This is a genomic window from Paenibacillus sp. FSL H7-0942 (genome assembly GCF_045040715.1).
GTDB lineage: Bacteria > Bacillota > Bacilli > Paenibacillales > Paenibacillaceae > Paenibacillus > Paenibacillus amylolyticus.
In genome coordinates, this window is record NZ_CP150279.1 from 896,643 (window position 1) to 911,420 (window position 14,778).

The following is a 14,778-nucleotide window of genomic DNA, read 5'->3' on the forward strand; positions in this document are numbered from 1 at the left end:
GATGAGTGTAAACAAATTGAGTGTCGTCCAAGATAAGACAAAGACAAGCTATCCGAGATGGATCGTCATGCAGCTGTTGGAGGAGTGTAATTTACGATGCAAGATGTGCTATGAGTGGGGACTCGAAGGGCCCTACAAAAGCAAAAAAACGTTAGCGCATCTGGATCCGGATCTCATTAAAAAGATCATCGTCGAGTGCAGCCCGGGCAAGCCGTATTACGATTTCTTCGGCGGCGAGCCGCTGATGTACCCTTGGCTGAGCGACATTCTCGCCATGATCAATCACTATGGAAGTAAAGCGGACTTCCCCACGAACGGCACATTGCTTGAGCAGCATGCCGAGATGCTTGTCGAGACTGCTCCAAATAAGATCTGGATGTCGCTCGACGGCCCTGAGGAAATCAACGATAGGCAGAGAGGCAAAGGCGTATTCAAGAAAGTAATCAAGGGGATCGAGAAGCTTTATGAGCTTCGGGAAAGCAAGGGCAAGCAATTTCCGAAAATGGGTGTATCCTTTATCATTACGCCCTTGAACTATATGTACGTTGAGGAATTTTTCTTTAAGCATATCGACTTGTCGATGTTGGACCATATCAGCATGGAAGTGCAGCTCTATGCAACGGAAGAGCAGTATGCCCAATATGTGGAGGTTCTTAGTGACAAATTCGACGTGCATGAAGCTCCTTATGCCAAGGGGATGGTCTGGCGGGACACCAGTTCGTTCAGCCAGATCGATATTCCGGAATTGACGAGACAGCTCAATAATGTTAAAGCGTATTGCTTGAAAAACCGCATCCATGTGATCACCTATCCGAAGACGATAGATGAACAAAATTTGAGTAACTATTTCTCGGGGCAATTCCATCAGATGGCTGATAAACGAAATCGGTGCTCCCTTCCATGGGTTTATGCGGAGATTACGGCAAGGGGCGACGTTTCGCCCTGCCATGCCTTCTATGATTTGACCTTCGGCAACGTGAACGAAGAGAGTTTGCTGGATATCTGGAGTAGTGACAAGTACAAAGATTATCGCGCGTATATGAAAAAAAATATGCTTCCGATTTGTACGGCTTGTTCAAGGTATTATATCTATTGATTCATGTGAATAACCTAATAAGTTTAAGAAGGGTGTGTTGATATGAATCCAAAATCAGAGATTAAACATTCCCCAAAGGATTTGCAAATATTGAAACGTACTATCAAGAATACGGTGGAAACAAAGCGGAACATGGAGAAAATAGCGGGTTACGCGACACCGTTGCCAGAGTCGGTCGGGATTAAACTCACGAACCAATGCAACTTGCGCTGCAAGCATTGCTATCAATGGAACGACACCGGATACCATCACTTTATGACACCGGAGCAGCAGCGGGAACAGCTCGACTACGGGCTGCTGGAGAAGCTGATCCTTGAGACGGAACCAGCCAAGTCGAGACTCTATATCTGGGGCGGCGAGCCGCTCGTATACAGCCATTTCGACCGTTTGGCCGATTTACTTGAAGCCCATCCTCGCGAGACGACGATCTGCACGAACGCGATGCTGATCGAGCGAAAGCTGGACGCCTTGCTGAGAATCTCCGACAATCTGGAGCTGCTCATTGCACTTGATGGATTCGAAGAAGAGAATGATGCGCTTCGCGGCAAAGGGGTATTCAACAAGGCGATAGATGCTATTCGGATGCTAGTCCAGCTGCGCAAGGAAAACCGATTCAGGGGCAAAATTACGATCCATACCGTCGTTAACGATGCTATGACCGACAAGCTTTACGATCTGCTGGAATTTCTGGAGGACGTCGGTGTAGATATGGTCATGGTCTGCTTCCCGTGGTACATCTCGGACGAATGCACGCAGGGAATGGACGATTACTTTGACCAGAAGTTCGACTTCCTTCCGGCGAGCGAGCACAAGGGCGAACGAAGCTGGCACGCCTTTAACTACAAGCTCGATCCGGAGCGTATCCCTGCTTTGATGAGCGAGTTGGACCGGGTGAATAATCGGGTCTGGAAAATGCGTTTACGCTACCAGCCGAATCTGGATTATGACCAGATCGAAGATTTCGTGCTCGGCAAAGAGGTGAAGAGTAAAGGCACGATGAACAAGAAGTGTCTGGCTCTCTCGAACCGGATGGATATTACGCCCGATGGAACGATTGTTGCATGCAAATTTTTCAAGGAGTTTGAGATCGGCAAATTAAATGAAGCGTCCGTACAGGAATTATGGCACGGCATGACCTACAGAAGGATAAGGGAAATGATGGATGAACGACTGACACCGGCATGTTCCAAGTGCAGTGTCTTGCATTTGCACGGTGTTTAACTATTCTACATGAGCATAAATGAGGTGAACCAGTGAGCATTATCCAAGTGGAACGCTTATCCAAAAGCTTCAATTACTACGAAAAAGAATTGGGGTTCAAAAAATCGCTAAAAAATTTAGTGAAGCGGAAATCACTGATCAAAGAAGCGGTTAGCGAGATATCACTTTTAATCGAGCAAGGCGAGATGGTCGGGTTCTTAGGCCCGAATGGTTCCGGCAAAACAACTACGCTTAAGATGCTGTCCGGCATCTTGTATCCGACAAGCGGGCAAGCGACGGTATTAGGCTATGTCCCTTGGGAGCGAAAAAAAGAATTCAAGATGCAGTTCTCGATCGTGATGGGGCAGAAATCGCAGTTGTGGTGGGATTTACCGGCGAACGAATCGTTGTACCTGAACAAATGCATTTATGAGGTCGAGGATAAGCCCTACAACCTTGTCCTGGATGAGCTTACGGAGATACTTGATGTTAAAGATCTGCTCAATATTCAGGTACGTAGGCTTTCGCTGGGGGAACGGATGAAGATGGAGCTAATTGCGTCGCTCATCCACCGGCCTAAGGTGATTTTTCTGGATGAGCCTACAATCGGACTCGATCTGATTTCGCAGAAGCGCATTCGGGAGTTCCTGAAGTATTATAACCAGCAGACGAAAGCAACGGTCATTCTGACAAGCCACTATATGGCGGATATTGAGGATTTATGCAAACGAACAATCATCATCAATCAAGGGAAGATCGTATACGACGGCGATCTTCGGCGTGTGAACGAGCTGTTTCATGCAAAAAAGATCATCAAGCTGCAATTTACGGACGAAGTGCCGAGGCAAGCGCTAAGCGACTATGGCGCTATCATGCAACATGACGGCATGAATGCCGTCATGGAGATCGATAAGCATGACCTTCAGCGGCTTTCCAAGATGATGCTGGACCGGTTCCCGATCCTCGATTTCACAGTTGAAGATATACCTGTCGAGCGAGGCATCGAAAGCTTGTATCAGAAAGATGGGGTCAGACATGAAAGCCTTACAGAAGTATAAAAGGACGTACATCCTTGCGCTTCAGAATGCGATGGAGTATCGGACCGATTTCTTTATGAGTATCATCAGCGGCGGCTTCATCATTCTCGTCCAATGCTTCCTCTGGACGGCCGTGTTTCGCAGTTCGCCGCAAGAGATTATTAATGGCTATACTTATTCACAGATCATCATTTATTCCGTGTTGTCCGGCGTCGTCTCCAAGCTGGTTTCTGCCGGCTTTGAAGGGGAAATCGCGAATGATATCAAGACGGGTGGACTGAGCAAATTTATCGCTCAGCCCATTCATTATTTCAGCTATCGGATATGCAATTTTTTCGGTGGGAAAACGGTTCAGATCGGGGTCGTCCTTGTCTTATTCGTCATACTGATGATCGTTTTTACTCAGATTTGGGGGTTTCAGCTTAGAGGGGTGCAGATTGTTATGTTCCTGGTCAGCATTCTATTCGGACTGCTCATCAACTTCCTGCTTTTTTATTCGATTAGTGCTCTCGCGTTCATCATTACCGAGGTTTGGGGCGTTTATATCGCGTTCAATCAAGGCGTCTATCTGCTAAGTGGTGCCATCTTTCCGCTTAATATTTTCGGAGATACGTTTGCCAGAATCTCCAGCTATTTACCGTTTCAATATGTCGTATTCTTCCCGGTTAACATCATCAATGGGAGCATGGCGATTCATGAAATCGTGCGCGGACTCCTCTTACAAGCGGTCTGGGTAATTGTGCTTATGATGATTTCGAAGTTGTCGTGGGATTCCGGGATGAGGAAATATGTAGCCGTTGGAGGTTAGATCTGTGAGTATCAGCTTGACGGAGTTTCGGAAGCATGTACGTATGTTCTTTATTTTTGCAAAAAACAGCTTGGTCGGTTACATGGAATATAAAGCAAATTTCTACTCCGGTTTGATCATGGAGACCGTATTTCTGTTTTCCAAGCTGATCTATATCTTGTTCGTTTTCCAGCTCGGGATCGAAATCAATGGCATTTCTCCTGACCAGATGTTGATCTTCACGGGGACCTATACGATTATGATCGCAATCTATACAGGACTGTTTATGGATAACTTTTATAGATTCGCCGGCCATATCCGCAACGGGACGCTGGACTTGTATATGACGAAGCCGCTTTCGCTGCAGTTCATGATTTCATTCCGGCACGTTAACTTCGCGTTTCCGATCCCGAACCTGATCGCCGGGATCACGATGATCGTACTGGCTTGGCGGCGTCTTGACATCGAGCCAAGCTTGATCCACGTGGCCGGATATATCGGCGTGATCTTGAGTAGCACGATCGTGACTTATTCGGTGCTTCTACTTCCGCAAATCCTTGCCTTCTGGACGGTGAAGTCCGGTTCGATCTTCGAAATACTCGACAAATGTTGGGATTTAAACAATATGCCGATGTACATATACCCCAAATGGCTGCGGAGAATTGGGCTGTATGTCGTGCCGATCTTGTTCATCACCAACATGCCGTCGGTTTATTTGATTGATCGATTGGACTTGTTCCTTGGGATATGGATTTTTGTAGCTCCCGTTATATCGCTTCTAGTGGTCAGGCTGTTCTGGAAGCTGGCCGTCAAACGCTATGAAAGCGCCAGCAGTTAGAGAAATGCCCTACAAACAAATTGTTGAGAAGGTGAATTGAATGAGCAGGACGGAGCATGAGCGTCATCCATTGCAGATAGAGGCCATTACAAAGAAACAGCTACACAACGGGATTGAAATCTATCAAAATAACGATGGCGAGACCGAGTTTCTCTACAACGAGATTTTCCACAAGGAGATGTATTTCAAGCACGGTATTACGCTTCCGGATCATGGCACGGTCCTGGACGTCGGGGCTAATATCGGCATGTTCAGCCTATATGTCAGCAGCAAGAGCGACTGCAGGGTGTATGCCTTTGAGCCACTGCCTCCGACGTTTAAACTCTTGAAGATGAATACGAGCTCGCTGCCTCGCGTAACGACGGTTAACGTCGGGCTTTCCAATGAGATCAAGGAAGCGGAGTTTGCCTATTTTCCTACGATGTCCACGGACTCTGTCCAGATCAAATACAGGGAGAACCACGATCAAGATCTCCGATACGGGTTAATCAACCATTACGAAGATAATTTCGCTGACCGGCGAATGCTAAACCGCTTTGTCGATCATCTTATGTCGCCGAAGCTTCTGAATGAACAAATCTATCGTTGCAAGCTAACTACGATCTCCGAAATGATCCGTTTTTATGATCTGAACCAAATTGATCTTCTCAAAATCGACGTGGAAAAAAGTGAGTTCGAGGTGCTGGAAGGAATCGAACCGGAAGATTGGAGCAAAATCAGGCAAATTGTAATGGAGGTACACGGACTGGACGGAGAGCAGATCAGCAGGCTCGAGAACATCTTCCAAACCAACGGCTTCTATGCCGTGATTGATTACTACGAAGATTTGAATATCCCAAATTACTATAATGTGTACGCGTTGAATCAAATGCATACGTCGGCTGGGTGATAGTCATGCTACAACACCTACATGCAAGGTTGGTATGCTCCAGCTGCAAGGGCGTGCTGGTCCAGTCGGAGGCATTGCTGCAATGCTGCAGCTGCGATGCGGTATATACGAACGATGACCGTTATGTATCGATGCTCGACCGGCGTGAGCAGTTTGTCCACCCTTCCGAATGGAACCGGAAAGAGGCTGAAATTCGGGATTATAGCGAGATTTCGCACTCTCTTGCGCTGTCCGGTATAGGCCGATTCGCCACCTTCTTAAATTATGGTTACGTCCCGCACGGGAATGAGCAACATGCGGTGATCGAGCCCGACGATGCATGGAATAGAAACTCGGTCAAGCTGCTGCTTGAGACAGTGGGCAGGACGGCGATTCGGGAGCGGCAGGTGATCGACATCGGATGCGGCAGGGGAGGGAACATAGCAGCTCTGTCTAAATATTTCAAGCCGCTGTCTATTGTCGGTCTCGACATCTGCCCGGCGAATATTGCCTATTGCAATGCCAAATCCCGAGGGGGTGAATCTTTGTACCTCGTCGGCGATGCGGAGAATATACCGTTTGCAGACGAGAGTTTCGATGTGGTGTTAAATATAGAATCCGCACATGCCTATCCGAACCGATCACGATTCTATGAAGAGGTGTACCGGATAATGAGAGTTGGCGGCGTATTTCTGTATACGGAGCTGATGCTGGGAGATCAGGTAGCGCAGAACATCAGGCTGTTAGAGGAAGCAGGCCTGTCTGTAATCCGCAATCAGGATGTGACTTCGAATGTTCTTCTATCATGTGATGAGAGTGCGAAGCAGCGTACTGGTACACAAGGGATTGCGAGCAACGCCAAAGCGAGCACGAATATTGGAGATATCAATGAATTCATCGCATTGCCCGGCTCAAAGAAATATGAAGAGATGAAGGCTGGAACGCGGCAATACCGTATGATGAACCTTGTTAAGAGGTAATATAGCCGTAATATCAACAATAATTTTAGTATAGGAGAAATATTTTATGGAAGAAATTATTTCCCTGGACACCTTTCAGCCCTTCGACGGCATGACAAAAATGTATCCTCATCATAATTTTCCTTATTTTAATTGCGGCTACAATTTGTTGTTAACGCTTGCCAGATATTTTAAAAAAGATGAGTTGCCGATTTTGAATAATGTTATTAGTATTTATAGATTTGATAAACAAAAAATACAAACAAGAGGATATTTCAAGTTAGAGGTGTTGGATCTTGAGGAGGGAGATCAGATCCTTGAGGAAATGGGGATCTCTATTCGTAAAAAATCCCCTGAACTAGATACGTTACAAGATGAGATCATAAACTCTATTTCAAGTGGTCATCCGATTTCCATATTTATTGATTTATTTTATCAACGCGGGAGAGACTTTTACTATAACAAAAAACATGGACTGCACCCTGTTTTTGTCTATGGCTTCAATCTTACGAACGAGGAAATATATACGGTTGATGATATCACAGAATACAGACAATATTCTCTGCCATTTTCAGAATTTAAATGGTCATGTATGACTTCGGAACACGTAAAGATGCCAGACTACTTTTGGGAATATGCGCTAGTGTCCCACGGTAATCATGAGATCTTGAACAATAAGAATTTAGCACACACAACCATCAATACATTCGTAGAAAATATGTGCAGGTATCAAAATGAAATAACGGAAAGTTTGAATAATATACTGTTGTTGGCAGAAAATTACGAGCTCATTATAAAAAATGAAACGATTATAGAAACACTGAGCAGTACTATTTATAGAAAATGTTCTGAGAAATACAGGTTAAATACTCTCTATAAGTACAACATTGATCATATCAATGCAAAACATACGCTTGACCCGTTATTGGACCAAATTATTCATGACTGGAAGACAGTAAGGATCTATTCGAATAAAGCCATCATGTCCCAAAAGTTCACTGGGGAAATCATAGACAAGTGCATTGGTTTATTTACAAAAATATATACGAATGAAGTACATTTTCATAATCAATTATTTTTAATGTTAAAGGCTTTCAGGTAAAATCACATCTAATATTGCTAGAACTGAGCCACATCAACAGGCATACTGTGCAAGTGTCTTTTCATCGTATGAAAACCGCCGCCGTCTGCATCAACACTTTAAACACAAACGGCAGAGATGCCGTTTTTTGTTTTGATTTTGTTACAGCACACTAGTCATGTGGAGAGTGTAGCGATGTTGGTTAGGGTGTAGTGTTTTGAAGCTACATTTACCTGTTTTAATAAATTACTTTGCCCGAAGCTTCTAAAGCTCGGGCTATAGTTGTTATAACCATTAGTAGAGTTGATGTTGGTCTGAACAATATCAAGTTTTCCAGTTTATCCTTTTTCAATAGCTTTGTGTTGTTGCTCAGTGTTTGCAAATGCCGCAGTAAGACGTGGTGAAGGTATACCTAACTTTTTTGCTTCTCTCACAACTTCAAGTACTGCAAAACCGGCTTTACTATTGTTGTATTCAATGAAAAGTCGCGGTAAGTTACCCTTTGCAAAAATAACCTTGTTAAACAGCGTGCCGAGAAGTGCTGATGGAATTTTGGTCAACAGTAGAGTAATCGCGTCCATCTTTGCGCCTCTTGCTTTAAGTACAGGTGCCATTTCCCGCATATTCTTACCAACATTTGCGAATGAGTCACGATGATTCATAAGTGCTGGAAAACTTCCCCGTTTTAACACCTCGGTCTCCATCGCCGCATTCACGGCAAAGTGATTCCATAGCCAGCTTTGCATATCCTTTATCCAATTGATTTTAAAATGGGCGCTTTCAAATAGTTCTTTGACCTTGTTGTTTATCTGTTCCGTGCCTACACGTGGTTTTTCCAGAAATATCGTTTTTAAGAAGCCGCCCCTAAGCTTATTGTCCTCAATGCCGCCTCCTGCTCCTGGGAAACCAAAGACAACATTGTTCATAGACAAGGGCAAGATCGATGATTTTAAATCCTGCCAAATATTATTGAAAATAAGGATCGGGGTGTTACCCGCGGTAGTCGATAGTAATTGTGCTGCTTCGGGAAGTTGTTTCGTGTTGACACTCGCAATAATAAGATCGTAATTTGGGCTTATCTCCTCATGCAGCTTGACTTTCCAGTTTTCCTTGATTAACCGTTTCGCTCTTCGTGCGTCCCACATTTCAAGCGCTATATGACTTCCGAAGGTTTCTTTTCTCCCTTTTCTAACGTAAAACTCAACGGTGTGGCCTGCCTTTTCGAAAGCCCACGCGTATTGGGTTGATATTACACCTCTACCGAAAAATAAAATTCTCATCTTAGCCTCCTAATAATCAATATTCATCCTTGTTGATGATCCAACAACGTGTTGTATAATATTATTGTATTGATTCACTATACGGTCATCAACCATCAGATTTTTAATATCTGTCGGATAATTGATCGAACAGCAAACGGAGGCAAATAATGAAAAAGCAACCTGAAATTACGGACAAAACAAGGCAGACATTCATAAATGTATTCTGCGATTTATATAGCCAAAAACCCATCGAAAAAATATCTATTCAAGAGATTGCTAACCAATCAGGATATAATCGGAGTACATTTTATCAATACTTTACAGATATCTATGAGTTGTTGGACTGCGTTGAAGAGCGTATTTTGAAATCCATTAAGGAGGAAATGGCAGGCAGAGAGTTTTCTACACATACTATTCAAGATGCACTTCAATGCTTAGAAAATGCAGAGGAGATTTCAGTTCTTAAAGCTATATTGGGCGACTATGGTTCTGTTCATTTTGTGGAACGCTTGAAAAGAGAAATTCCCTTTGAGCGATTGATTGTGGATTTTCCAACAGATGATGTCTTGGCACCATATATCATTGAGTTTTACATTTCAACATTAATATCTATGTTTCGTCTTTGGATACGCAACGACAAAGATCTATCGTCGGAGGAATTGATCAAACTGATCGATAGTCTATTTTCAAAGGGGATAACACCGTATCATATCTTTGGCACGGTCAATCCGCAGCGTTCTGGAGTGTAGCGATGATGGTTAGAAAGCTAAACATAAACAGAAGGGGTTCGAGAATTTATACATAATTCTCGAACCCCTTCTTGTCTTTGTTTCAATATCATCCATTAATTATAGTAGTCTAATACACATGCACACCCGCACCAAGCACGGATTTGTTTTGTACGGAATTACCGGATAGATATACCTTTTTCAGATCAGGCAGCTGGCTTAGGGTCTCGATATTGGAAATGGCATTGTTCTCGAGATGAAGCTCTTCTATGGCCTGCCAGTTACTCATGAATTCGAGAGAAGCCAAGTTGCTGTCTTGCAGAGTGAAGGAACGTAGAGCGGACATTTTGGCAAAGTAAGGCATCATTTGATCAATTTCAGTAACAGAGGTATTGTTCATGCTAAAATATGACTGGTTTAAGATCAAATGTTCAAGTACGCTGTTCTCCGCGGCCGCCTTTTGTTCAAAGTTCAGCCTACACTCGGAGCACACCAAAGATTTCACTTGCTTCAAACGAAATAGGGCATCGCTTTCCTTGAACAGTGACGAGTCGTAAATGTTTAAAGTCTCTAGGCGGGACAAGCCGTCCAGGGTGGCAAGACGGGTTATTTCATCGATCTCCCAGAGCGAGAGTTGCTCCAGTTTCGGGAATTTCCCCAGCGCAGCCAAGTTCAATTCCCCACTTCCGCCACGGAGTGTCAGACTGGTTGTAGCCGGGGCCTTTAGCCCGGGGAGAAAGGAGCTTGGAATTTCCACTCGCTCTACTTTAGGCAGTGTCAGCGCTTCCGCATTCTCGTAGTAGCCGGACAACGTTAATTCCCGCAAAGAGGGCAGACTGTTTATGGCCTTTACGGAGCCAAGCTCACTTAGAGAAGCCAGGCGTAGTGTAGTAATAGAGTTTTTGCCGGTCAAGCGCTCCAGACTGGAGAAGTTTACATTTTCAATATCTAACGTTTGTAGAGCAGGCATATTTTGCACAAAGTCGATGGACTTTACATTCGTTAAATAGGACAACTGAAGCTCCTGAAGCTGGGTCAAGGCATACAGCGGCTGCAGGTCTGTGGTTTCACTGTACTGTATAGACAAGGATGATAACCCGGTCATGGACGACAACCATCCGAGTTCATCGACAAAGGTGAGCGACAGGGACTTGATTGGCAATTGGTTTAACAAGTGAAAATCTGTTACGGACTCATCCACATAGGTAATGGATAAAGAGTTCAGATTGGGGAATTCCAGCAACATAGCCAATTCCTGATTGCTGCGAAGCTGAGTGGTAAGCTCCGTAATTTTAGACTTGTCGCCAAAGTAGCCCGAAAATGTACTGAAGGATTCGTTAAAAGCGCCAGCATAACTTTTTAATCCCGGCATATGGGCCAGAGTGGTTTGGTCCGTCTGGGATATTTCATAGGTATTCGTCAGGTCCAATGCCGTCAGTCCCTTAAAAGCTTCAAAATCTCGCTGATCAATCCGCTGGCTATTCAGTTTCTTGTCCTGAGTAATATAAGTGATCTTCTCGGCCTGTTCATCGCTGAAGGGATCGGAGAGGCTATATGTAAACTTCCACTGATCATTCTCCGAATGCTCTACGGTTAAATAGCGAATACGAGCCAATTCCTCCTCTGTTGGCAAGGCGGACCCTTTATCGAAGATATCTCGCAAAAATGAGAGCAGAACCTCGCTTTCGGGCATCTTTCGCACAGACAGATTGGCTTCTGTTTTTGGATGGGTGGGGCTATTACTATAATAAAAATATGTACCGATCGCGCCAGTTAGGACTAACATCAGTATCAGCATTACCTTTACGTAGGCAGTCTGCTTCAGCGGTGCTTTAGGGGGTGTTCCGTGGTAATGATTAATGGTCTGGTCTACGTAATAGACATGATTTTGCTTCAATAAAAGTTCTGTTTCACAATAGGGACACTTTAAAACCTCATCCTTCTTGTATTCAATTCTTCCGTTGCAATTGGGGCAGTTTAGCGGGATAAACGCCACGAATGTCCCCTCCTTCATTATGATGGTCATAAGATCATGCTGAACGGTCATTTGATTTCATTATACCTTGTGAATTTACGTTTGATGAGAGAAAGAAGTTTCACATAACGAAGGAGCAGGGGAATCCTGCTCCTTTTTGATCTTTTTTTAATATGGTCAGGTGGTAGGTCTTATTAAATAAATCATCAAGCAATAGATGTAATCGGATGTTTAACGTGCACAGGGTAGAGATGTTCACCATGAGTTCTTACAAATAAACCTTCATTGGTGATCGAACTTTTTAGAACGATATCATCTGTTGCATCTGGAGTGAAATGAAAGGTTACTTTCTCTGTATCTTCATCTGCAATCTTATCCAAGATATCTTTCATATTCATTTCGTTTAAGCTAACAACGTCGAAGAGCTCAATATGATTGTCTTCTTTCTGATAAATAACAATGACGTTTTCGTTTTCCAAGTAATAAATGTCATCACTAAAGACATTCAGGCAATAAAACATGAGTATTCCTTGAGCATGATGGGTTGCGAAATGCTGAGAAACAGGCAATCTTTCCGATGCCAATTTTTGAATAAGACGTAAATCCTCCGCGTTAGTTACATTTAGTTTTCGGATGTTCGCAGGCTCAGGTGATTTTTTTACCGTATAATTCATTGAAAAAAGGTGTTCTTCCACAGGCTTAAACCCGAATTTGGGGTAAAAATCAAGCACCGATTCATTGGCAAAAAGGTACATGTAATCGTACATGTTCTCGTACTCCTCTAAAACTTTATTCATTAAACGTGTAGAGAGTCCTTTCCCCCGATAATCAGGATGTGTCATCACCGTGCCGATTTGAATCGCTTTTTTCTTCTCACCGTGAATGATGAGCTCAAGGATGTTAACAGAAACGTTGGCAATAACCTGGTCTCCATCGACATATGAATAAGGGATGTAACGCTCGCCCCAGTATCCTTGTTGATACCAATCTTCAAAATTGATCTCAAACGTGTTGATAGCAAGCTCGAAAAAACTCTTGCGCAGTACTTCATTGTTTTTATAATTCTTCATAAATATTAATTCTTGCATGGTATTACCCCCTTAATCCTCAAAAGTGACTGTTTGTATAGTGGAAAGTGGTACGATCCCGTATTTAACTATGTAAAGTATGATTACAGGTGAAATTCTGCTTATAAGTTGTTGTTGGTTAAGCAAGATTTGTAACAAGAGAAAGTGGAGTTTGATATGGAAAGAGACGCGAGCGAATTCGCGTCTTCTTTTTTGCATGCTTTATAGGATATGCTTAAATGCAATTGCGTCAGTGAACTGTTTTTCACTATTGAAAATCTTGGTCCATTAATTTACGGCAAAATGCACGATTGCACTATATAACATCTTGTTGCGAAAAGGGTCAAACGTTACTTGATGTTGAACTTGTTTCACGCGCAGCATTAATGCTTTGTTCATTCCGATTCGTTCTTCGATCGCTCGTTCCAGTTCACGGAAGTCATAAGCCTGCAAGCATTCGACTTTGTCTTTGATCATATCCAGTGAAATTTCCATATATCATTCAGGCCTCCTTAAAATCTCGATTTGCAGGTTAAAAGCCTGTCGAGCTTCATTTTAGAGGAGCTTTTCCAGTTCGGCAAGTGCAATCGGGCTGAAAAGCTAATAAAGACGTGATAAAATCGGGAAAGGGCAATTTTGAGATCATCGAACTTCCATTAATCTGAAGATCTAATGGAAGTAATAACAGATACTGCTGTTTGAAGGAAGTTCATTTGCATGGTATAAGTGAAGAAGCAAGGACAGCATAATGTGAATTGCAACGAAACTGCGAATGATCATGTAAATGATAGGCAAGCAGATGCATGAGTTACGAGTTTTACTATTTAACTATTAATGAGGACAGAGACCGTCCTGGAAGGTATAGAGGAGCTTTTGAGATGACAAAGGAAAACTTTTGGCGTGAATTGCCACGACCATTTTTTATACTGGCACCTATGGAAGATGTGACGGATGTTGTGTTTCGGCACGTCGTAAGTGAAGCGGGCAGACCGGATGTGTTTTTTACGGAGTTTGCGAATACAGAGAGTTATTGTCACCCGGAGGGGCACCATAGTGTGCGCGGGCGTCTGACTTTTACAGCGGACGAACAGCCGATTGTGGCTCATATCTGGGGAGATAAACCGGAATTCTTTCGTGAGATGAGTATCGGTATGGCGAAAGAAGGCTTTAAAGGCATCGATATCAATATGGGTTGTCCGGTAGCGAATGTAGCCGAGAATGGAAAAGGAAGTGGATTGATCTGCCGGCCAGCCCTTGCGGCGGAGATCATTCAGGCGGCGAAAGCCGGGGGGCTGCCGGTCAGTGTAAAAACGCGTCTCGGATTTACTGAGGTCGATGAATGGCGCGACTGGTTAACTCATATTTTGCAGCAAGACATCGTGAATCTGTCCATTCACCTGCGTACGAGAGAAGAAATGAGCAAAGTAGACGCTCACTGGGAACTGATTCCAGAGATTAAAAAACTGCGGGATGAGATAGCTCCTAATACACTGCTGACGATTAACGGGGATATTCCTGACCGTGAGACAGGCCTGAGACTAGCTGAGCAATATGGCGTGGATGGCATTATGATTGGACGCGGTATTTTCCAGAATCCGTTTGCTTTTGAGAAGGAGCCGAAGGAACACAGCAGTAAGGAATTGCTTGATCTGCTAAGGCTGCATTTGGATCTACATGATCAATATTCCGAGCTTGAACCGCGTTCGTTCAGCCCGCTGGCCCGGTTTTTCAAAATCTATGTTCGTGGCTTCCGCGGTGCTAGTGAGCTGAGAAACAGCTTGATGAACGCCAAAACCACTTCTAAAGTACGCGAATTGCTCAATGAGTTTGAAAGTAATGAACAGGTGGAGTAGAGTAAGACGTAATCATGGATACGGAGT

At 43.8% G+C, this 14,778-nt stretch carries 14 protein-coding genes; 10 read left to right on the forward strand and 4 right to left on the reverse strand.

Translation table 11 applies throughout. From position 1 onward, the window contains the following. Position 1 precedes the first annotated feature (1 nt). From MHI48_RS04110 to MHI48_RS04145, 8 genes are read left to right on the forward strand one after another with little or no spacing between them, the layout of a single operon-like run. A complete protein-coding gene (locus tag MHI48_RS04110; RefSeq protein ID WP_405143111.1) occupies positions 2-1,096 on the forward strand; it encodes an SPASM domain-containing protein in 1,095 nt (364 codons plus the stop codon). Positions 1,097-1,138: 42 nt separating this feature from the next. Then, positions 1,139-2,317 (forward strand): radical SAM/SPASM domain-containing protein, encoded by a 1,179-nt coding sequence (locus MHI48_RS04115; RefSeq protein WP_036668361.1) that lies wholly within the window; start codon positions 1,139-1,141, stop codon positions 2,315-2,317. Between the two features lie 32 nt (positions 2,318-2,349). Further along, positions 2,350-3,354, forward strand: coding sequence for an ATP-binding cassette domain-containing protein (locus MHI48_RS04120; RefSeq protein WP_100526342.1), 1,005 nt, complete (start codon positions 2,350-2,352; stop codon positions 3,352-3,354). Then, positions 3,332-4,141: an ABC-2 family transporter protein gene (locus MHI48_RS04125; RefSeq protein ID WP_017690646.1), complete on the forward strand. Its 810-nt coding sequence runs from the start codon at positions 3,332-3,334 to the stop codon at positions 4,139-4,141. Before MHI48_RS04120 ends, MHI48_RS04125 begins: the two co-directional genes overlap by 23 nt. A gap of 4 nt (positions 4,142-4,145) precedes the next feature. Next, positions 4,146-4,958: an ABC transporter permease gene (locus MHI48_RS04130; protein WP_017690645.1), complete on the forward strand. Its 813-nt coding sequence runs from the start codon at positions 4,146-4,148 to the stop codon at positions 4,956-4,958. A 40-nt stretch (positions 4,959-4,998) separates the two neighbouring features. Continuing rightward, entirely contained in the window at positions 4,999-5,847 is an 849-nt protein-coding gene (locus MHI48_RS04135) for an FkbM family methyltransferase (protein ID WP_405143114.1), read from the forward strand. A 5-nt stretch (positions 5,848-5,852) separates the two neighbouring features. After that, positions 5,853-6,806, forward strand: coding sequence for a class I SAM-dependent methyltransferase (locus MHI48_RS04140; protein ID WP_051446948.1), 954 nt, complete (start codon positions 5,853-5,855; stop codon positions 6,804-6,806). Positions 6,807-6,852: 46 nt separating this feature from the next. Beyond that, positions 6,853-7,887, forward strand: coding sequence for a hypothetical protein (locus MHI48_RS04145; RefSeq protein ID WP_405143117.1), 1,035 nt, complete (start codon positions 6,853-6,855; stop codon positions 7,885-7,887). A 317-nt stretch (positions 7,888-8,204) separates the two neighbouring features. Here the strand turns inward: MHI48_RS04145 and MHI48_RS04150 are convergent, their stop codons facing one another. Then, positions 8,205-9,146, reverse strand: a complete 942-nt coding sequence (locus MHI48_RS04150; protein ID WP_047840529.1) for a ketopantoate reductase family protein — start codon at positions 9,144-9,146, stop codon at positions 8,205-8,207. 149 nt (positions 9,147-9,295) lie between these two features. On the opposite strand from MHI48_RS04150, the gene MHI48_RS04155 reads away from it, so the two are divergent. After that, entirely contained in the window at positions 9,296-9,877 is a 582-nt protein-coding gene (locus MHI48_RS04155) for a TetR/AcrR family transcriptional regulator (RefSeq protein ID WP_017690637.1), read from the forward strand. A 109-nt stretch (positions 9,878-9,986) separates the two neighbouring features. On the opposite strand, the gene MHI48_RS04160 is transcribed toward MHI48_RS04155, so the two are convergent. The 3 genes from MHI48_RS04160 to MHI48_RS04170 form a co-directional block, all read right to left on the reverse strand. Further along, entirely contained in the window at positions 9,987-11,753 is a 1,767-nt protein-coding gene (locus MHI48_RS04160) for a leucine-rich repeat domain-containing protein (RefSeq protein WP_405143119.1), read from the reverse strand. A 284-nt stretch (positions 11,754-12,037) separates the two neighbouring features. Then, positions 12,038-12,919, reverse strand: coding sequence for a GNAT family N-acetyltransferase (locus MHI48_RS04165; RefSeq protein WP_405143121.1), 882 nt, complete (start codon positions 12,917-12,919; stop codon positions 12,038-12,040). Between the two features lie 267 nt (positions 12,920-13,186). After that, positions 13,187-13,393 carry a DUF2536 family protein gene (locus tag MHI48_RS04170; protein ID WP_076329555.1) on the reverse strand — a complete coding sequence of 69 codons (207 nt, stop codon included), beginning with the start codon at positions 13,391-13,393 and terminating at the stop codon, positions 13,187-13,189. 383 nt (positions 13,394-13,776) lie between these two features. Between MHI48_RS04170 and MHI48_RS04175 the strand changes: the two genes are divergently transcribed. Next, positions 13,777-14,751 carry a tRNA-dihydrouridine synthase gene (locus MHI48_RS04175; RefSeq protein ID WP_076329554.1) on the forward strand — a complete coding sequence of 325 codons (975 nt, stop codon included), beginning with the start codon at positions 13,777-13,779 and terminating at the stop codon, positions 14,749-14,751. The last annotated feature ends 27 nt before the right edge of the window (positions 14,752-14,778 follow it).